At 75.6% G+C, this 19,137-nt stretch carries 18 protein-coding genes; 9 read left to right on the top strand and 9 right to left on the bottom strand.

Annotation, left to right across the window (positions count from 1 at the left end):
* Positions 1–6 precede the first annotated feature (6 nt).
* Entirely contained in the window at positions 7–1,047 is a 1,041-nt protein-coding gene (locus C8D89_RS22035; protein WP_116710316.1) for an alpha/beta hydrolase, read from the top strand.
* A gap of 62 nt (positions 1,048–1,109) precedes the next feature.
* Here C8D89_RS22035 and C8D89_RS22030 read toward each other — a convergent pair whose 3' ends face one another.
* From C8D89_RS22030 to C8D89_RS22020, 3 genes are read right to left on the bottom strand one after another with little or no spacing between them, the layout of a single operon-like run.
* A complete protein-coding gene (locus tag C8D89_RS22030; protein WP_116710262.1) occupies positions 1,110–1,427 on the bottom strand; it encodes an STAS domain-containing protein in 318 nt (105 codons plus the stop codon).
* Between the two features lie 10 nt (positions 1,428–1,437).
* Positions 1,438–2,538 (bottom strand): cobalamin B12-binding domain-containing protein, encoded by a 1,101-nt coding sequence (locus tag C8D89_RS22025; RefSeq protein WP_116710261.1) that lies wholly within the window; start codon positions 2,536–2,538, stop codon positions 1,438–1,440.
* Complete coding sequence (locus C8D89_RS22020) at positions 2,535–4,262, bottom strand: PP2C family protein-serine/threonine phosphatase (protein WP_116710260.1); 1,728 nt, start codon at positions 4,260–4,262, stop codon at positions 2,535–2,537. The genes C8D89_RS22025 and C8D89_RS22020 overlap by 4 nt, the downstream gene beginning before the upstream one ends.
* Positions 4,263–4,493: 231 nt before the next feature.
* Between C8D89_RS22020 and C8D89_RS22015 the strand changes: the two genes are divergently transcribed.
* On the top strand, positions 4,494–4,928 hold the full coding sequence (locus tag C8D89_RS22015) for a GlcG/HbpS family heme-binding protein (protein WP_116710259.1): 435 nt from the start codon (positions 4,494–4,496) through the stop codon (positions 4,926–4,928).
* A 49-nt stretch (positions 4,929–4,977) separates the two neighbouring features.
* Here C8D89_RS22015 and C8D89_RS22010 read toward each other — a convergent pair whose 3' ends face one another.
* A complete protein-coding gene (locus tag C8D89_RS22010) occupies positions 4,978–5,991 on the bottom strand; it encodes an ornithine cyclodeaminase family protein (protein ID WP_207787356.1) in 1,014 nt (337 codons plus the stop codon).
* A gap of 180 nt (positions 5,992–6,171) precedes the next feature.
* Between C8D89_RS22010 and C8D89_RS22005 the strand changes: the two genes are divergently transcribed.
* A complete protein-coding gene (locus C8D89_RS22005) occupies positions 6,172–6,816 on the top strand; it encodes an OmpA family protein (RefSeq protein WP_165825861.1) in 645 nt (214 codons plus the stop codon).
* On the opposite strand, the gene fdh is transcribed toward C8D89_RS22005, so the two are convergent.
* Positions 6,803–10,072 (bottom strand): formate dehydrogenase, encoded by a 3,270-nt coding sequence (gene fdh, locus C8D89_RS22000; protein ID WP_243418305.1) that lies wholly within the window; start codon positions 10,070–10,072, stop codon positions 6,803–6,805. The two genes, C8D89_RS22005 and fdh, sit on opposite strands and share 14 nt — an antisense overlap.
* A 178-nt stretch (positions 10,073–10,250) precedes the next feature.
* On the opposite strand from fdh, the gene C8D89_RS21990 reads away from it, so the two are divergent.
* Entirely contained in the window at positions 10,251–11,177 is a 927-nt protein-coding gene (locus tag C8D89_RS21990) for a hypothetical protein (protein ID WP_133252016.1), read from the top strand.
* A 106-nt stretch (positions 11,178–11,283) separates the two neighbouring features.
* Positions 11,284–11,511 carry an acyl carrier protein gene (locus C8D89_RS21985; protein ID WP_116710256.1) on the top strand — a complete coding sequence of 76 codons (228 nt, stop codon included), beginning with the start codon at positions 11,284–11,286 and terminating at the stop codon, positions 11,509–11,511.
* Positions 11,512–11,568: 57 nt separating this feature from the next.
* Here the strand turns inward: C8D89_RS21985 and C8D89_RS28810 are convergent, their stop codons facing one another.
* A complete protein-coding gene (locus C8D89_RS28810) occupies positions 11,569–12,498 on the bottom strand; it encodes an SDR family NAD(P)-dependent oxidoreductase (RefSeq protein WP_165825860.1) in 930 nt (309 codons plus the stop codon).
* A gap of 42 nt (positions 12,499–12,540) precedes the next feature.
* Between C8D89_RS28810 and C8D89_RS21975 the strand changes: the two genes are divergently transcribed.
* Both C8D89_RS21975 and C8D89_RS21970 read left to right on the top strand, forming a co-directional pair.
* Positions 12,541–13,980 (top strand): dihydrolipoyl dehydrogenase family protein, encoded by a 1,440-nt coding sequence (locus C8D89_RS21975; protein WP_116710312.1) that lies wholly within the window; start codon positions 12,541–12,543, stop codon positions 13,978–13,980.
* A gap of 165 nt (positions 13,981–14,145) precedes the next feature.
* A complete protein-coding gene (locus C8D89_RS21970) occupies positions 14,146–14,838 on the top strand; it encodes a hypothetical protein (RefSeq protein WP_116710255.1) in 693 nt (230 codons plus the stop codon).
* A gap of 93 nt (positions 14,839–14,931) precedes the next feature.
* Here C8D89_RS21970 and C8D89_RS21965 read toward each other — a convergent pair whose 3' ends face one another.
* Together C8D89_RS21965 and C8D89_RS21960 are read right to left on the bottom strand one after the other, a co-directional pair.
* Positions 14,932–15,939, bottom strand: coding sequence for an alcohol dehydrogenase catalytic domain-containing protein (locus C8D89_RS21965; protein WP_243418297.1), 1,008 nt, complete (start codon positions 15,937–15,939; stop codon positions 14,932–14,934).
* A gap of 28 nt (positions 15,940–15,967) precedes the next feature.
* Entirely contained in the window at positions 15,968–16,327 is a 360-nt protein-coding gene (locus C8D89_RS21960; RefSeq protein ID WP_116710254.1) for a hypothetical protein, read from the bottom strand.
* Between the two features lie 89 nt (positions 16,328–16,416).
* Here C8D89_RS21960 and C8D89_RS21955 point away from each other — a divergent pair, with 89 nt between their 5' ends.
* Together C8D89_RS21955 and C8D89_RS21950 are read left to right on the top strand one after the other, a co-directional pair.
* The gene (locus C8D89_RS21955) at positions 16,417–17,814 is read left to right on the top strand and encodes an FAD-binding oxidoreductase (RefSeq protein WP_116710253.1); all 1,398 of its coding nucleotides are present in this window, start codon (positions 16,417–16,419) and stop codon (positions 17,812–17,814) included.
* A 91-nt stretch (positions 17,815–17,905) separates the two neighbouring features.
* A complete protein-coding gene (locus tag C8D89_RS21950) occupies positions 17,906–18,397 on the top strand; it encodes a hypothetical protein (RefSeq protein ID WP_243418296.1) in 492 nt (163 codons plus the stop codon).
* A gap of 3 nt (positions 18,398–18,400) precedes the next feature.
* Here the strand turns inward: C8D89_RS21950 and C8D89_RS21945 are convergent, their stop codons facing one another.
* On the bottom strand, positions 18,401–19,120 hold the full coding sequence (locus C8D89_RS21945; RefSeq protein WP_116710252.1) for a thermonuclease family protein: 720 nt from the start codon (positions 19,118–19,120) through the stop codon (positions 18,401–18,403).
* Positions 19,121–19,137: the final 17 nt, after the last annotated feature.

Here is a 19,137-nt window from a genome sequence, read left to right as displayed (position 1 = left end):
GACCTGATGCCGGGGGTGCGCGCCGCCGAGGTCGACGGCCGCATCCGGACCCACTACCTCGAGTCCGGCCCGGCCGACGGCGAGCCCGTCGTGTTCGTGCACGGCAACCTCTCGACGAGCCGGTTCTTCGAGCACCTCATGCCCGGCGCGCCGGAGCGCTTCCGGATCCTCGCCCCGGACATGCGCTGCTTCGGGCGCAGCGAGGCCGCCCCGATCGACGCGACGCGCGGGCTGGGCGACTGGGCCGACGACCTCGGGGGCTTCCTCGACGCGCTGGACGTCGACCGACCCGCGCACCTCGTCGGCTGGTCCACCGCGGGCGCGGCGATCGCGCTGGTCGCCCGGGCGCGGCGGGTGGCGTCGCTGACCTTCCTCGACCCGGTCTCGCCGTACGGCTTCGGCGGGGTGTTCCGCGACGGGAAGCCGTGCTGGCCGGACTTCGCGGGCTCCGGGGCCGGCGTCGCGAACCCGGAGTTCGTGCGCCGCCTGCGCGAGGGCGACCGGTCGGAGGACAGCCCCCTCTCCCCGCGCAACGTCATGAACGCGACGTACTGGCGGGCCGGGCACCGCGAGCCGCCCGAGCGCGAGGACGTGCTCGTCGACGAGATCCTGCTGACCACGATCTCCGACGACGGCTATCCCGGGGACGCCACGCCGTCGGAGAACTGGCCGGGCGCCGCGCCGGGGACGCGCGGGCTGCTCAACGCCCTCTCGCCGAAGTACTGCGACTGGTCGTGGCTGCCGACGCTGGCCGAGAAGCCGCCGGTGCTGTGGACCCACGGCGGGCAGGACGTCGTGGTCGCCGACGGCTCGGCGCTCGAGCTCGGGACGCTCGGCGCCGGCGGCGTGGTGCCCGACTGGCCGGGCGCGGACGTCTTCCCGCCCCAGCCGATGGTCAGCCAGATCCGCGACGTGCTCGAGGCCTACCGCGGCGCCGGCGGGCGCGTGGAGATCGAGGAGTACCCGGAGTCGGGCCACGGCCCGCACGTCGACGCCGCGGAGCAGTGGGCGGCGACGTACTGGGCCTTCCTGGAGTCGGTGCGCTGACGCGCTCGTGAGCAGTTCGGAGTGCTGGAGCGCTGCGAACTGCTCACGTGGGCGCAACCCATCTAGCCGAACACCTGGTCCAGGCCCGTGAGCCGCAGCGCCCGGGCGGGCTGGCCGTGGGCGCCGCGCAGGGCGAACGTGGCGCCGACCTCGGTCGCCCGGCGGTGCGCGCCGAGCAGGACGCGCAGCCCGCACGAGTCGCAGTAGGTGACCGCCGCGAGGTCGAGCACCAGCCCGCCCGGCGAGCCGCCGACGGCGGAGTGGAGGGCGGCGTCGATCGCGGCCTCGAGCCGGGTGTGGCTGTCGTAGTCGAGGTCGCCGCCGACGGCGACGACCACCTCGTCGCCCGCGTGCTCGGTGCTGATCGTCAGGTCGGCCACGGCGGGGTCCCTACGCCGGCACCACGGGGAGGCGCCCGCGGGCGTCGCGCAGGAGCCGGGCGGTGCGCGGGGAGTCGGCCAGCGCGGCGGCGAGCGCGGCGAGCGCGGGCCCGACCTCCTCGGCCCGCAGCCCGTTCGGGATCGCGACCGACCCGACCCAGGCCACGAAGCCCTCGAAGAGCGCGGGGTCGTCGACGAAGACCGCGGCGGCGAGGAAGTCGACGAGGTGACCGAGGTCGTCGGCGAGCTCGTCGGGGACGTCGGGGACGTCGGGGACGTCGCCGGTGTCGGTGGTGCGCGGTCGGGCGGCGCCGGCGGCGACGCCCACGAGCTCGGCGCGCCGGGCGTGCAGCACGGTCTGCTCCTCGCGGGCGCTGCGGTCGTCGGCGCCCGCGCCGGCGGGGCCGTCGGCGAACCAGGGGCCGTCGGGGTCGGCGGCCAGCATCTCCGCGGCCGCGCGGGCGTCGGGGGCCCAGCCGTCGGCGCCGACCGCGCGGGCCCACCGGCCGTCGGCGCCGAAGGCGGGGCCGCCGGCGAGCACGGGGGTGCCGGTCGCGCGGCACGCCTCGACCATCCGGCGGGCCACGGGCAGGCGCGAGGGCAGCGAGCTGGAGATGGCGACGACGTCGGGGCCGGCGCGGTGCACGTGGGTGGCGAGGTGGGCGGCGGGCACCGAGGCGCCGAGGAACTCCACCGCCCAGCCGTGGCGGGCGAGCACCTCGGCGAGCAGGCGCGCCGGGAGCCCGTGCCACTCGCCGTCGAGGCACGCCACGGCCACCCGGCCGATGCCCGTCGGGGCGGGCGCGGGCGCCCGCCGGGCGACGGCGCCGACGACCCGCTCGCTGATGTGGGTGGCCACGTGCTCCTGGACCACGGTCCACTCCCCCGCGGCCCAGCGCTCGCCGACCTCGCGCTGCGCGCCGGCGACGACGTCGAGCAGCACGACCTCGGGGTCGACGCCCGCGTCGACCGCGTCGATCGCCACCGCGACGGCGCCCGCCTCGTCGGAGGCGGCGAGCCGCTCGAGGTAGTCGGCACGCAGGGTGGCGGGATCGGTGGCGGGATCGGTGGCGGGATCGGTGGCAGGATCGGTGGCGGTCGCCGTGGTCACGTGTCCCTCCTCGGGGCGCGGATCGCGAGCAGGGCCACGTCGTCGTGGTCGTGACCGTCGAGCCAGGAGACGACGGTCTGCTCGAGGTGCTCGCAGATCACCGGCGCCGGCGCTCCCGCACAGCGGGGCAGCGTCTCGGCCAGGCGCTCCTCGCCGAAGAAGTCGCCGGGCCCGCGGGCCTCGACCACGCCGTCGCTGTAGAGCAGGCAGGTGTCACCGCGCGCGAGCACCACCTCCGCCTCGCCGAAGCGGGCCTCGCGCAGGCCGCCGACCAGCATCCCGGCGACGGGCACCGGCTCGACGGTGCCGTCGGCGCGCAGGACCAGCGGCGGCGGGTGGCCCCCGGTGGCCAGGCGCAGGAGGACCGTGCCGTCGTCCCGCGGGAGCGCGTCACCGAGCACCATCGTCGCGAAGCGCGGGTCCTCGTCGCGGGTGGCGACGGCGTCGAGCAGCGCGGTGTTGAGCAGGGACAGCAGGCGCCCGGGCTGGTCCTCGAGCAGGCGCAGCGCGTGCCACGACTGCCGCACCCGCCCGGAGAGCACCGCGGCCTCGATGCCCTTGCCGCAGACGTCGCCGAGCAGGAAGGCCGAGCGCTGCCCCGTCCCGGTGGCCACGACCTCGTAGAAGTCGCCGCCGACCCGCAGCGTCTCGCGCGCCGGGCGGTAGGCCGCGCCCCACTCGACGCCCGGGGTCTCGGGCAGGCGCGGGGCGGCGAGGCTCTCCTGGAGCACGGCGCCGAGGTGGGCCTGTTCCTCGTGCAGCGCGGCGGCGGCCAGCGCGGCACCGGCGCGCGCGACGTAGGAGGAGAGCAGGTCCTCCTCGACGGTGCCGAGCTCGTCGGCGGCCTGGTCGGCACGGGCACCGGCGAGCACCACGAGACCCTCGACGATCCCGGTGGTGGGCACGGGGCAGGCGCGCAGGGCCCTGCCGGCGCCGGCCGCGTCGCGTCCGGTGAGCGTGCGCAGCTCCTCGCCGAGCCAGGGGCAACCCGCGCCCACGCCCTCGCCGGCCAGGGCGGCGGCGAGGCGGGGCACGCGGGCGAGGTCGACGGTGCCGGTGTGACCGAGGCGCGGGCGCCCGCCGCCGAGCTCGGCGGTCGCCCACGTGACCGTGTCGTCGTGGCGGACCACCAGCGTCGCACCGGCGGCCAGGCGCGGGACGGCGAGCGCGACCACCCGGCGGGCGGTGCGGTCGAGGTGCAGCACGCCGTGCAGCGCCCGCCCGGCCTCGGCGAGGAACGCGGCTCGCTCCTGGGCGGCGAGCAGGGTGTCGGTGCGCTGCTGCTCGCCGGTGACGTCGCGCAGGTACCAGCACGTGTCGCCGTCGCCGGTCTCCAGCGGCGGAGGCGGGATCGGGCCGAGGACCGGCCCGCGCCGGGCCCGCAGGTGGCGCTCGCCCTCCGGGTGGTCGATGACGACCTCGACGCTCTCGGGCCCGTGGCGTCCCTCGTGCACGGCGCGGGTGAGCGACTCGCACCGCGCGACGTCGACGACCTCGCCGAGGCGCAGTCCTGGTAGCAGGCGGCGCGCGGCGGGGTTGGCGGCGCGCACGACACCGTCGCGGTCGCAGACGACCACGCCCTCCTCGAGCCCGTCGAGCAGGCCGGGGCCGCGCGACGGGGGCGCCGGCGGGGCCGGCGGCGCTTCGGGAGTGAGCCGCGGTGGGGTCTGCGGGCCGGTGTCCGTGGTGGCGTCACGCGTCGGGACGCCGGGACGGCCGTCCATCGCCGTCGCCTCCCTCCGTGACGGTCGCGGCCACCCTAGTCGACGGCGATCATCCCCGTCCTGACCTGCGAGGCCCGGCACGCTGAGCCGTCGACGACCGGCGGACGAGCGGTGGCGGCGCGGGGTCGCCGGTCGGTGGCGACCGGCCGGGCGCGGTGATCGGCGGGTGATCGCACGATCACGTGCGGTGCCCGGGGTGAGGACGGGCCACCGGATGGGTACCGGCCCGCCATGAGCATCTCCCTGGAGCAGGCGCAGAGCATCGTGTCCGCCGCGCTCGCGCACGCCCGCGCGCAGGACTTCAAGCCGCTCACCGTCGCCGTGCTCGACCCGGGCGGCGCGCTGGTGGCGCTGGGCCGCGAGGACGGCTCGGGCTTCCTGCGCCCCGACGTCGCGACGTCGAAGGCCTACGGGGTGCTCGGGCTGGGGATGGACAGCCGGGCGATCGCGGCCCGCGCGGCCGACTCGGCGGAGTTCTTCACCTCGGTCGCCGCGCTGACCGGGGGCAAGGTGTTCTCGGTGCCCGGTGGGGTGTTCATCCACGACGACGCCGGCACCCTGCTCGGCGCGGCCGGGGCCAGCGGCGACGCGTCGACCGCCGACGAGGAGGCCGTCGTCGCCGGCATCCGCGCCGCCGGCCTCACCCCCCGCACGGGCGCCGAGTAGCCATGTGCGTGATCTTCTGAGCTATAGGTCAGAAGATCACGCACGTGGGTCAGGGGTCCAGGAGCGTGCCCAGGCCGCGGGCGACGGCGGCGTCGTGCACGGCGGCGGCGAGGGCGACGTCGAGGACGCCCATGCCGAAGGGGTTGCTCAGCACGACGTCGCCCTCGTGCGCCCGGCCGGGGTGGGCGCCGGCGACGACGTCGGCGAGCGTCGCGTCCACCGTCCGGGCCCCCGGCCGCGACTCCCCGGGTGCCGCGAGCGTGCCCTCGCGCAGCATCCGCCCGAGCAGCCGGCGATCGTCGGCGGCGACCAGCGCCCAGTCGTCGACCACCACGAGGTCGGCGCCCGTCACCACCTCGGGCAGCACGTCGTCGAGTGAGACGTGGGCGACCAGCGCGCCCGGCGCGAGCCAGTCCAGCGCCAGGTAGCCGGTGGTCGTCGTGGTCGTGCAGACGACGAGCCCGGCGCCGTCCACGGCGGTCCGCGGGTCGTCGGCGACCTCGGCACGCCGGCGGGCGGCCAGGGCGCGGGCGCGCGCGGGGTCGAGGTCGTGCACCACCACCGACGCCTCCGGGAGCTCGGCGCCCAGCAGGTCGAGGTGCGCCTCGGCGAGCGCGCCGCAGCCGAGCACCGCGACCCGGTCCACGCCCGGCGCGGCGAGCAGGCGCGCCGAGAGCACGGTGTAGGCCGCGGTGCGGGTCGCGGAGATCCAGGCGGCCTCCAGCATCGCGATCGGGCGGGCGGTGTCCGGGTCGAAGAGGAACGTCCAGCCCTGGGCGCGAGGCAGCCCGCGGCCGGGGTTGTCGAGGCTCGAGTTGATGATCTTCAGGCCCACCGCCGGGCGGTCCCCCCACACCGCCCCGGGCAGGGCCAGGCTGCGGGCGAACGCCCCGGACGCGGTGTGCCACGGCAGGTACGCCTCGTCGGGCAGCGTCGTCGCCCCGCGGGCGTGCGCCAGCAGGGTGGCCTCGACGCTGGCCACCGGGTCGACGTCGGCCGCCGCGGCGAGGACGTCGTCACGGCGCAGCACGCGCAGGGCCGGCTCGGCATTCGGGATCGCCACGGGCCGCCATGCTCCCCTACGTGCGTGATCTTCTGAGCTATGGCTCAGAAGATCACGCACGTAGGCCGTTCGACGCAGCCCCCGCAGCGCCGTCCGGCCCCTTCTCGTCCGGAGCCGGGCGAGTCGGGCATCGGAACGGGCACAGTGCGTCACGACCTGGGTGAGGAGGTGGCGCGGGCCGTGACGGGCGGAGGCGGCGGACTGCATCGCGGGCGCGTCACGGGCCGGCCCGGCGGCGCGCGCTGGTGGGGCGGCACCGGGCCGGCGGGCGGCGGCAGCCACGCCGCACGGGCGGGCGGGCGCCGCGGCGTGCTCGCGCTGGTGACCCTGCTCGCGGTGCTCGCCGCCGGCGGGGTCGTCGCCGCGCTCGCCCTCGGCGGCGAGGAGCCGGCGCCCCCGACCGCGGCCGCTCCCCCGTCGCCGCGGCCCGACGCCGCGCCGGGCGCCGCCGGCGAGACCGGCACCACCGACCCGCGCGTCCTCCAGCAGACCCTCGACGAGGTCACGGCCGAAGCTCCCCTGCGCTTCGCCCCCGACACGGCCACGCCGACCCCCGAGGCCGCCGCCGCGGTCGACCGTCTCGCGGCCGCCCTGCGCGCCAGCCCCGGGCCGACGGTCACCGTCGAGGGCCACACCGCCCCGGTCGGTGAGGGCGGGCAGCGAGCCGTGGCGCTGTCCGAGGACCGCGCGGCGGAGATCGCCCGGCGGCTCGAGGCCGCCGGCGTCCCCCCCGCTCGTCTGCGGGTGATCGGCGTCGGCTCGGCCCGGCCGCTCGCCTCACTGGAGGAGAGCCGCCGGGTCGAGCTGGACGTCACTCCGTCGTGAGCCCCGCCCGCTGCCGGTAGCCGTCGACGAAGCGCAGCAGGTCCTCGCCCCGCGGCCGGCGCCCGGCCACCACGTCGCACGTGCCCGTCTTCGTGTCCATGATGTGGACGTTCGGGTCCAGCGAGATCCCGATGATCTCGTTGGCCGCGTCACCGGTCACGAGGCCGTTCTGACCCCAGTGCCACGGCAGGCCCACCTGGTGGATGAGCTCGCCGTTGATGGTCAGGGGCTTCATCCGCTCGGTGACCACGACCCGGGCCTCGATGGCGCTGCGCGCGGTGACGATCGTGGCCCACCCCGTGTGCTCCAGCCCGCGCTCGGCGGCCAGCGCCGGGGAGACCTCGACGAACATCTCCGGCGCGAGCTCGGCGAGGTACGGGGTCCACCGGCTCATCCCACCGGCCGTGTGGTGCTCGGCGATGCGGAACGTGGTGAACGCGTACGGGAACACCTCGGAGCCGGGCTGGTGGTCCGAGGGGTTGTAGAGGTTGTCGGGGCGCTCGAAGCGCTCCCGCGCCGGGTTCGACCGCGTCAGCGGGTGCAGCGCGTTGCGGGTCGGGGCCTCCTCCGGCTCGTAGTGCACCGGCATCGGCCCGTCGGCGAGCCCCGTCGGCGCGTAGAGCCAGATGCGCCCGTCGGCCTGCATGATGAACGGCTCGTCCCCGCCGATGGCGTCCTGGGCCACGGCGTGCTCCGGCGGCCGGTACGAGGGCGGCTTGGTCGCCTCGAAGTCGGGCACGTCGTGCCCGGTCCAGCGCCCGGACTCCTCGTCCCACCAGACGTAGGCCTTGCGCTCGCTCCACGGCCGGCCCTCCGGGTCCGCCGACGCGCGGTTGTAGAGCACGCGGCGGTTCATCGGCCACGCCCAGCCCCACTCCAGCGCGGCCGGGCTCTCCCCGCCCGCCGGCTTCCGCCGTGCCGCCTGGTTCACGCCGTCGGCGAAGACGCCGGAGTAGATCCAGCAGCCGCAGGACGTGGAACCGTCGTCCTTCAGCGCGGTGTAGCCCGACACCGGGTCGCCGTTCACGTCGACGCCGCTGATCTCGCGGAGCACCGCGTGGGCGTCCGGGTCACCGTGCGGACCCTCGGTGGGGTAGTCCCAGGTCAACGCGCGGAGCGCGTCGTCGCGGGAGAGCTCCGAGTCGGCCAGCCGCGCCCGGATCCGTTTGCCCAGCTCGTGGACGAACCACAGGTCGCTGCGCGCGTCGCCCGGCGGCTCGACGGCCTTGTGCCGCCACTGGAGCAGCCGCTGGGTGTTGGTGAACGAGCCCTCCTTCTCGATGTGCGTGGCCGCCGGGAGCAGGAACACCTCGGTGTCGATGTCCTCGGTGCGCATCTCGCCGGTCTCGATCTCCGGGCCGTTCTTCCAGAACGTCGCCGTCTCGATCTCCTGCAGGTCGCGCACCACGAGCCACTTCAAGGCCGCGAGGCCCTGCCGCTGCTGCTTCGAGTTCGTCGTGCCCACGGCCGGGTTCTCGCCGAGGACGAAGTAGCCCTCGCACTTCCCGTCGATCATGTTCAGCACCGTGGTGAACGTGCTGTGGTCGCCGGTGATGCGCGGGACGAGGTCGAAGCAGAAGTCGTTCTCGGGCGTGGCGGCGTCCCCGTACCAGGCCTTGAGCAGGCTCACCATGTAGGCGGGCATGTTGCCCCAGAAGCCCTTGGACGCCGCGTCGGCCTCGAGGAAGTCCGACAGCTCCATCTTCTTGTGGGCGTGCGGCATCGGGATGTAGCCGGGCAGCAGGTCGTAGAGCGTCGGGATGTCGGTGGAGCCCTGGATCGTCGCGTGCCCGCGCAGCGCCATGATCCCGCCGCCCGGGCGTCCGACGTTGCCGAGCAGGCCCTGCAGGATCGAGGCGCAGCGGATGTACTGCACGCCGACGGTGTGCTGGGTCCAGCCCACCGAGTACACCCACATCGTCGTGCGCTCGCGGCCCGAGTTCGCGCAGATCGCCTCGGCGACCTGGTGGAACTGCGCGACCGACATCCCGCACACCCGCGAGACCATCTCAGGGGTGTAGCGGGCGAAGTGGCGCCTGAGGACCTGGTAGACGCAGCGCGGGTGCTGCAGGGTCTCGTCGCGCTCGGGCGTGCCCACGATCGTCGCCCCGCCCGAGCCGGCCTCCTCGGACTGGCCGAGCAGGTGGGTCAGCCGGTGCGACTCGCGGCGCGCCGCCGGCTGGTGCTCGTCGGCGTCCCACTGGTCGCGGTCACCCGACGCCGCGGCCACGTCCGCGCCCTCGTACTGCCACGTCGACGTGTCGTACGAGCGCGTCTCCGGGTCCCAGCCGGAGAACAGGCCGTCGTCGTCACCGGCGTCGACGAACTCCTCGCGCACCAGCATCGGCGCGTTCGTGTACGCGACGACGTACTCGCGGAAGTCGCGCTCGTTCTCCAGCACATGGCGGATCAGCCCGCCGAGGAAGGCGATGTCGGTGCCGGGACGGATCGGGACGTGCGTGTCGGCGACCGCGCTGGTGCGGGTGAACCGCGGGTCGACGTGGATGATCTGCGCGCCGCGGGCCTTCGCCTCCATCACCCACTGGAAGCCGACCGGGTGCGCCTCGGCCATGTTCGAGCCCTCGAGCACCACGCAGTCGGCCTGCGCGATGTCCTGCTGGGTGTTGGTGGCGCCGCCGCGACCGAAGCTGGTCCCCAGACCGGGGACGGTGGAGCTGTGTCAAATGCGCGCCTGGTTCTCCACCTGGACCGCGCCGATCGCGGTGTAGAGCTTCTTGAGGAGGTAGTTCTCCTCGTTGTCCAGCGTGGCCCCACCGAGGTGGGCGAGCCCGAGCGTGCGCCGCAGGATGCGGCCCTCGTCGTCGGTGTCCTCCCAGGTGCGCGCCCGGGTGTCGACGACGCGGTCGGCGATCATGTCCATCGCCGTGTCGAGGTCGAGGTCCTCCCAGTCGGTGCCGCCCGGACGCCGGTAGCGCACGCGGGTCAGCCGCGACGGGGCGGTGACCAGCGAGAGGCTCGACGAGCCGCGCGGGCACAGCCGGCCGCGGCTGATCGGCGAGTCGGGGTCGCCCTCGATCTGGGTGACGCGACCGTCCTTGCTGTAGATCCGCTGTCCGCAGCCGACCGCGCAGAACGGGCAGACCGAGCGGGTGACGGTGTCGGCGTCGGCGGTGCGCGCGTGCCACTCGTCGGACGCGTTGGACTCGACAGCGGCGCCGCGACCCAGCGGATCGGGGCCGGTCAGCTGGCGGACCAGGGGCCAGGAACGCACCAGGTCGGCCGCACGGCGGGACAGGCTCACGGCAGGCGCCTCCGGGTGGCGGTCCGGATCGGGCGGGCGCCGGCTGGGGGGTGAACCGGTGTGAGCACGGTGTCACCGCCCTGCCCGCGCCGCAAACGGGAGCCGGCAGCCCGGGCAGGTGCACCTCCCCGGCGCGGGTAGCGGGTAGCACGGATCGGGTAAGGCCCGCGTCATGTCTGCGACCGTGGGCCCCCAGGTACCGTCGGACTGGCAACTCGTCCGCAGCGGCGGACCGCGCCCCTTCACGACGTGGCGGGAGTACCGCGGGCCGGACGACCTCGCCTACACCTGGCAGGACCGTCCCCACCGCAAGGGCCACGGCGCGCGGCGCGGCGGCGCCCGTCCCCGCAGCGGCTACTGGGCGCCCGACCGGCTGGCGTGGTGGGTGGCGGTGTCGTTCGTCGTCGGCTCGGCACTGTTCATCCTGGGCGCCGCGGGCTCGCTGGTGCCGAGCGCCTTCGGGGGCGACAAGACGGCGATGTCGCTGTTCGCCGAAGTCGCGTACACCCTCGGCGCCCTGCTCTACACCGCGGCCGTCTACGGGCAGATCCTCGAGAGCCTCAACGAGGACGACCGGATCACCTCCGACGGCTCGAGCCGGCCTCCCGAGTCGTGGCGGTGGGTCGGTTTCAAGATCAGGGACCTCGGCTTCGTGTGGGCTTTCGTGTTCCTCATCGGCGCGGTGATCTTCAACTACGAGACGATCGCGGCCCTGCTCTCCACCGCCCACCTCATCCCCGAGGAGGTGGGGCTGTGGTGGACCAGCCTCGTCGGCGCCCTGTTCTTCCTCGTGGCCTCGGTGCTCCAGACCTTCGAGGCCGGTCACGGGTACTTCCCGAAGACGTTGCGCAACGTGTCGTGGTGGGTCGGGGCGATGTTCGTGCTCGGCTCGGTCGGGTTCACCGTCGGCGCCGTCCCCGGCTTCTCGATCACGGGGTCGCTCCAGGCCGAGGGCGAGCCGGGCGCCTCCATCGTCAAGATCGGCTTCCTCGTCGGCGGCATCGCCTTCCTCGTCGGGAGCTGGCTCATGCTGCCCGAGCTCGGCAAGGAGATGGCCTCCGAGCAGGACACGGACGCCTCGGCCGAGAAGGCGGCCTGACGTCGCCGCGCGTTAGCGGCGCAGCGCGGGTCGGGTAGGCCGGTGCGGTCCGAGTTGAGCGAGCAGCCCGGAGGACACGTCCGCCCACGCATCCGTGGAGGCAGTCATGGCCACCGGAGAGACCGGTTTCGACGACGTCACCTTCGACCTCGTCTCGGTGCAGTACCACGCCCTGAAGGCCGGGCACGACTACGGCCAGTACGTCCGCGACGCCGAGAACGCGGGCCTGAACGAGGTCGCCGACTTCTTCCGCAAGGTGATGAGCGAGGACTCGGAGCGCGCGCACCAGTGCCACCAGTTCCTCGCCCAGATCACGTCGAAGAGCGGCAGCTGAGCGATCCCATGTGAGCGATGTTCCCGGCTATAGCTGGGAACATCGCTCACACAGGGGTCACCGGCGGGGCGTCTCGTCGTCGAGCTCGTGGTGGCGCACGGCGGCGCGGCGGTCCAGCGCCGTCAGCGCCCGCTGCCACCACGGCTGCTCGGGCAGCGTGTGCCCCGGCTGCGGTGGGTCCACGCCCGGTGCGGGCAGCATCCGGTCGACCAGGGCGAGCGCCCGCTGCGTCAGCCCCGGCGCCAGCCCGTGCACCCGCAGGCCCAGCTTCGCCGCGGGCGTCAGCACCACCTCCGGGCGTCCGGCGAGCCCATCGGCCACGATCCGCCGCGCGGCCGCGCCCGCGTCCATCGACAGCAGCGGCAGCGACGCCAGCGCGGTGAACCACCGCAGCTCCGCCTGCCGGTCGCCGCCCACCAACGCGTTGCGCGTCGAGCCGGTACGCATCAGCCCCGGAACCACGGTCGTCACGGTGATCCCGTCGCGCCCGGCCTCGGTGCGCAGGGACTCGGCGAACCCGACCGTCGCGAACTTCGCCGCCGTGTAGGGCAGCAGCCGCGGCGTCGGGATCTTCCCCCCGATCGAGGTGATCACGACGACGCGGCCCACGCCGCGGCGGCGCATCACCCCGACCGCCGCGAGCACGGGGTACACCGCGCTCCAGAAGATCGCGTCGTGGGCGTCGGCGACGTCCTGCGGGTCGAGGGCGCGCACCGGGGCGACCTGGATGATCCCGGCGTTGGCGACCACCACGTCGAGCCGCCCGAAGTGCCGGGCGGCGGCCTCGACCACCGACTCGGCGGCAGGCCGGGACGACAGGTCCGCCGGCAGCGCGAGCACGGACGCCCCGGTCGCCTCCAGGTCGCCGCGCGCCGCCTCGAGCCCCTCGGCGGACCGCGCGACCACGGCGAGGTCGTGGCCCCGCCGCCCCAGCTCCTGCGCGACGAGGAAGCCCAGACCCCGGCTGGCCCCGAGCACGATCGCCACGGGGCGTTTCCGGCTCGCGGAATCAGGGGCAGGCTGGGCCCCATGAGCACCCAGGAGATCGACGTCGTCGTCCTCGGCGCCGGACCCGCCGGCGAGAACGTCGCCGACCGTGTCGTCCGCGCCGGGCTGAGCGTCGCCATCGTGGAGTCGGAACGCGCCGGGGGCGAGTGCTCCTACTGGGCGTGCATCCCCAGCAAGGCCCTGCTGCGCCCCGTCGAGCTGCGGGCCGCGGCGGACCGGATGCCGGGTGTGCGCGAGGTCCTCGACGGGTCCGGGGACGGGTCCGTCGACGCCGACGCCGTCCTCGCGCGTCGCGACGAGTTCGTGCACCACTTCGACGACTCCTCCCAGGCGGACTGGATCGGCAGCACGGGCGCCCTGCTCGTCCGCGGTCGCGGGCGCCTGTCCGGGGAGCGCCGGGTCGAGGTCGACCACGACGACGGCACCACCACCTCGCTGGCGGCTACCCGGGCGGTCGTCGTGGCTACCGGCAGCGTGCCGACCATGCCCCCGGTGAACGGGATCCACGACGTGGGCGCCTGGACCAACCGCGAAGCCACCGGCGCGCCACGGGTGCCCGGCTCGATGATCATCCTCGGCGGCGGGGCGGTCGGCTGCGAGCTCGCGACGGCCTGGCGGCGCCTCGGCTCCTCGGTGACGCTCGTCCAGCACGGCGAACGCCTCCTGCCCACCATGGAGCCCGCCGCCGGCGAGCGCGTGCTCTCCTCGCTGCGCGACGACGGCGTCGACGTCCGGCTTGGCACCTCGGTCTCCGCGGTGCGCCGCGACGGCTCCACGGTGCACGCGACGCTCGACGACGGCGGTGAGGTCACCGCCGACGAGTTCGTCGTCGCTGCCGGACGCCGTCCCGGCACCCGGGGGGTCGGTCTGGACACGGTCGGGATGCGGGACGGCGACGTCCTGCCCGTGGACGACACGACGCTGGTCACCGGGGTCGACGGCGAGTGGCTCTACGCCGTCGGCGACTGCACCGACCGCGCCAAGCTCACGCACATGGGCAAGTACCAGGCCCGCGCGTGCGCCGACGTCATCGTCGCCCGCTCGAAGGGCGAGACGGCGATGCTCGGGGGGCGCTACGCCAAGACCGCCACCACCGCCGAGCGCACCGCGGTGACCCAGGTGGTGTTCACCGACCCGCAGGTCGCGGCCGTCGGCCTCACCGAGCGGGCGGCCCGCGACGCCGGGCTGGACGTCGAGTCGGTCAGCTACGACATCGGCAGCACGGCGGGCGGATCGCTGCAGGCCGACGGCTACTCGGGACTGGCGACGATCGTCGTCGACCGCGAGCGCCGCGTGGTCGTCGGCGCCACGCTGGTGGGCCAGGACGTCACCGACATGCTGCACGCCGCCACGGTGATGGTCGTCGGCGAGGTGCCCCTCGAGCGCCTGTGGCACGCGGTCCCGTCGTTCCCGACGATGAGCGAGGTGTGGCTGCGCCTCCTGGAGAGCTACGGGCTCTGAGTCGTGGGCTCTGAGTCGCGGTTTCGCGGCGGCTCGACCGGTCACCCCCGTGTACCGGGTTGAGCAGGACAGCCCATCCGAGGCGGACACGTTCCGCCGCCCCGCACGCGCCCCCGCGGTGATCGCCGCGGCGGATCCGCGTGCCCGCAACGGCCAGGGAGTCCCATGAGCACGCGCAACACCGTCCTCCACGCCCTCCACGACGTCGGCCTCGCCGCCTGGTTCGGCGGCTCGCTGTTCGGCCTCGCGGGCCTCAACGCCGCGGCCGAGGAGGCCGGCGACCGGCGCACCGCCGACCGCGTCTCCAGCATCGGCTGGGCCAAGTGGAGCCCGGTGAACTTCGCGGCGATCGCCGCGCACACCATCGGCGGCGCCGGCCTGCTGGCCGAGAACCGCAAGCGTGCCCTCGCGCAGAAGGGCCACACCGGCACGGTCAACGCCAAGCTCGCGCTGACCGTCGCTGCGATCGCCGCGTCGGGCTACACCCGCCTCGTGGGCAAGAAGGTCGAGGACGCGGTGATCCATCAGGCGAGCGACGCCTCGTCGTCGACCACCTCGCCGCTGTCGGACGCCACCACGAAGCAGGGCGCCTCGAGCGGTGCCGGCGAGGCCGCCCGCGAGGCGGACAAGCGCGCCGGCCAGACCGTCAGCAACGTCGCCGAGCAGCTGCCGGTCGACGTCGCCCGCGCCAACCGCCAGCTGCACGCCCTGCAGTACGCGGTCCCGGTGCTCACCGGCGCGATCGTCGTGCTCTCGGCCCAGGCCAACGAGCAGCAGCGCCCGGGTGACCAGCTCCGCGGCATCGCCCGCCGCGCCGGCTCGGCGGTCAGCAGCATCGGCTCCGCCGTCGCCGCCTGATCCTCGGCGCGCCACCCCACCGGCCGGCACCGCGGACCGCGGCGCCGGCCGGTGGTGTCCCCGGGTCGGTGGTGGCTCAGGGCCGGTGTCGTCTCAGGGCCGCACGACCGCCTTGATGGCCTCCGGATCGCGGCGCGCGGCCAGCAGCGCGTCCTCGGCACCGTCCAGGTCGTGGTGCGAGGTGACCATCGCGTCGAGGCGCACCGCGCCGGACGCGGCCAGCGCGATCGCCGCCGGGTAGACGTGGGCGTAGCGGAACGTCCCCTTGAGCACGAGCTCGCGGGACTGGACGAGGTCCAGGGGCAGGGTCACCTCCGCCCCAGTGCCGACGAGGACCACCGTCGCCGCCGGCGTCGTCGCGGCGACCGCGAGGTCGATCGCCGCCTGGACCCCGGTGCACTCGAGCACGACGTCCGTCGGCCCGACCTCGCCCGCCTCCGCGGGGTCCAGGACGGTGTCGGCGCCGAACTCGCGCGCCTTGTCACGGCGCCGCGCCACCGGGTCGGACACGCTCACGTGCGCCGCGCCCCGGGCCTTCGCGACCTGCAGGCAGAGCAGCCCCACCGGGCCCGCGCCGCTGACGAACACCCGCGCGCCCGGGCCGATGTCGGCCTTGCCCGCCGCGTGCACGGCCACCGCCAGCGGCTCGATCATCGCCGCGGCATCGTCGGAGAGCGCCTCGGGCACCGGGTGCGCCCGCACCGCGGGGACGACGACGTACTGCGCGAAGGAGCCGTCCACCGGCGGCGTGGCAAAGAACGCGATCCACGGGCAGAGGTGGTAGCGCCCGCGGGCGCACTGCTCGCAGCGCCCGCAGTTGCGCTGCGGCTCGACCGCGACGCGCGTCCCCACCGCCGGTTCCTCGACGCCCTCGCCCACCGCGCTGACCACGCCCGACGTCTCGTGCCCGAGCACCAGCGGGGCGTGCATGACGAAGCCGCCGATGCGCCCGTGGTCGTAGTAGTGGACGTCGGAGCCGCACACGCTCACCGCCCGCACCGCGACCTGGACCTCGCCCGTGCCCGGCGTGGGCACCGGACGGGTCTCGACGGTCATGCGCTCCGGCTCCTGGAGCACGGCCACCCGCTGCTGATCGGTCACCGCACCGTCCTACACGCCCCGGCGGGGATCAGTCGACGGCGGCGCGGACCCGGCGCGACGGCGTGAAGATCCGCAGGTCGAGCATGCCCGGCGGCTCGGCCACGCCCGGCCCGCCCGCGCGGACCCACGCGACGACCTCGTCCTCGGTCTCCGCGTCGAGCACGCCGAGCAGCCACACGGGGCGGGCCCCCGCACGCCGGCCCGCGGGCGACGGCGACACGACCACGACGTTCGAGTAAGCGCACGCGTCGAGGCAGTCACTGACCCGGACACGTCCGGCGGCGGCGCGCAGGCGCTCGAGCTGGGCGCGGTGGTCGACGCCGGGGTGCTTGGTGGACGTGCCGCAGCAGCAGCCGCGGCAGACGGTGAGGGTCGGTACGGCGCTCATCGAGCGGGGACGGTAGCCGTCGCGCGACGCCCCCGCCCGGGAGCCGCTGCCGGTTACGGTGGACCGAGCGAGCCGACGAGGGGGACGCCATGAGCACCACCGCCGAACCCGTGGCGGCGTCCGCGGTCGTCGGGGCCCTGGTCGCGGCGCTGCCCGCGGGACGGGTGCTCGACGACCCCGACGTCCTCGCGAGCTACGCCCACGACGACGCCGAGTGGGCGCCGCACGCCCTGCCGGCGGCCGTGGTGCGCCCGCGCACGGCCGAGGAGGTGCAGGCCGTCGTGCAGGCGTGCCTGTCCCACCGGGCGCCGGTGGTCCCCCGCGGCGCGGGCACGGGGCTCTCGGGCGGTGCCAACGCGACCGAGGGCGCGGTCGTCGTGTCCACCGAGCACATGACCGGCGTCCTCGAGATCGACCCGGCCGAGCGGCTCGCGGTCGTCCAGCCCGGGGTGGTCAACGACGACCTGCGCGCGGCGTGCGCGGAGCTGGGGCTCTGGTACCCGCCGGACCCGGCCAGCTCGCCCTGGTCGACCATCGGCGGCAACGTCGCCACCAACGCCGGCGGGGTCTGCTGCGTCAAGTACGGCGTCACCCGCGACTATGTGCTGGGGATGCAGGTCGTCAACGGACTCGGCGAGCTCGTGCGGCTGGGCCGGCGCACCGCCAAGGGCGTCGCGGGGCTCGACCTGGCCGGGTTGATGGTCGGGTCCGAGGGCACGCTCGGGGTGATCACCGAGGTCACCGTGAAGCTGCGCCCGGCCCGCGCGCCGGAGCACACCGTCGCCGGGTACTTCGGCTCCGTCGTCGACGCCGGACGCGCCGTCGCCGCGATCACCGCCGCGGGGCTGACGCCGTCGGCGCTGGAGCTGGTGGACCGCACGTGCCTCGAGGCCGTCGACGCCTGGAAGAAGATGGGCCTGGCGGGCGAGGCCGACGTCGTGCTGCTGGGGCGCTCGGACGCGCCGGGAGCCGCCGGGGACACCGAGGCGGGCGAGATGGTGCGGCACTTCTCCGAGGCCGGTGCCAGCTTCGCCGCGCAGGCCGCCGACGCCGAGGAGGCCGACGCGCTCTTCGCCGCCCGGCGCCTCGCCTACCCCGCCCTGGAGCGGCTCGGGCCGGTGCTCACCGAGGACGTCTGCGTGCCGCGGGCCGCGGTGCCCGAGATGCTCGCGCGCATCCAGGAGATCGGACGCCGCCACGACACGACGATCGCCAACCTCGCGCACGCCGGCGACGGCAACCTCCACCCGCTGCTGATCACCCCGGTCGGCGACGAGCCGGCCCGCGAGCGCGCGCAGGCGGCGTTCGAGGAGATCCTCGCCGAGGCCCTCGCCCTCGGCGGCACGGTCACCGGCGAGCACGGGGTCGGGCTGCTCAAGCGCGACGGCCTGCAGCGCGAGCAGGCGCCCGAGGTCCTGGCCATGCAGCGCGCGGTCAAGGCCGCCCTCGACCCCCACGCGATCCTCAACCCCGGCAAGGTGCTTTGAGCTCCGCTCTCGTGCGTGCTCTCCCGTGCCAGGGCACGGGTAAGCACGCACACCACCGTTTCCGACCCGACACCCCCGGGAAGTCCGCGGCGTGAGCGACGTCCCGGCCCCCGACGCGTACGACGACCACGGCGGCTCGGTCCGCCACGAGACCGGCGAGGACGCCCTCGGCCCCGACCGTCGCGGCGACCTCGACCAGGCCACCGTCGAGGCGCTCGGCAAGCTCTCCGAGGGCATGGAGTTCGTCGAGCGCGCCCGCGGGCACCTCTACGCGTTCCACCAGCTCTCGGGCACCGCCGACCTCACGATCGGCAAGGCCGTCGACGCCCTCCGCGGAGCCGGCCACGACGGGATCGCCGACGAGATCGAGGCCGACCTCGTCGGGCGCAACCTCCTCGAGGGCCGCTGGAGCTTCCAGATCGTCGAGGAGTACGACGACACGTACTGGTCGGTCGTGCGCGACCACGAACGCCGGGCCCGCGAACGGCTCGCCGGCGGCCGGCGCCACGTGTTCGAGGCGGCCATGAAGGAGGACCGCCGCACCCACGGGCGGCGGCACCACGAGGCGCGCCCGGGCGACTGACGGTCAGGAGCCGTCGACCCCGGCCGCGCCGCCCCGGGCCGCGCCGCTCCCGGCCGCGGTGGAGGCGGTCGTCCTGCTCGTGGCCGTGCTGCTCGTGGCCGTGCTGCTCCTGGCCGTGCTGCCCGCGCTCGGCGTGTCCCGCGCGGCCTCGGCGCCGCGGCACGGCGCGCCCCAGACGCCCCGTTCCGCGAGGCGGGCGCGGTCCTGGGCAGCGCGTACCGCGGGCATCGCCTCGGGCGCGGCGTCGGCGGCGTAGGCGCGGGCGATCCCCGCCTCGGCGGCGAGCACGGCGTAGTCCCCGCCGCCGTCCAGCGTGACGGTGGCGAGGCGGCGGTCGAACCGGTCGGCGGCCCGGCCCGGCCCGGCCACGAGGGTCACCGCGCGTCGGGCCAGCACCCGCGACGCGAACGCCGTCGCCTGCTCGCCGTAGCAGGCGCCGGGCGGCTGTACGCCCAGCGCGCGTACCCGCACCACCGGCCCGCCGTCGGGCAGGCGCGCGTCGAACGTGACCGCGTCGACGACCCGCGCGACGACGGCCCGCTCCCCCGGCGGTGCCGCCGCGAGGCCGGTGAGGGCGGCCGCCGGATCGGGCGCGGGGGCGGTGACGGGGGCGGCGACGGGGGCGGTGGGCACGTGCGCCGTCGTCAGCGTGACCACGGCGGCGGCCGCGCAGACGGCGACGGCGACCCCGAGCAGGAGGCGGGCGAGCGCGGCGCGGGACACGCGCTCATCGTGACTGA

This window comes from Actinomycetospora cinnamomea (assembly GCF_003096675.1).
In the GTDB taxonomy this organism is placed as follows: domain Bacteria; phylum Actinomycetota; class Actinomycetes; order Mycobacteriales; family Pseudonocardiaceae; genus Actinomycetospora; species Actinomycetospora cinnamomea.
The sequence above is the reverse complement of the archived record's forward strand: the minus strand, read 5'-3'. Positions and strand labels throughout refer to the sequence as shown.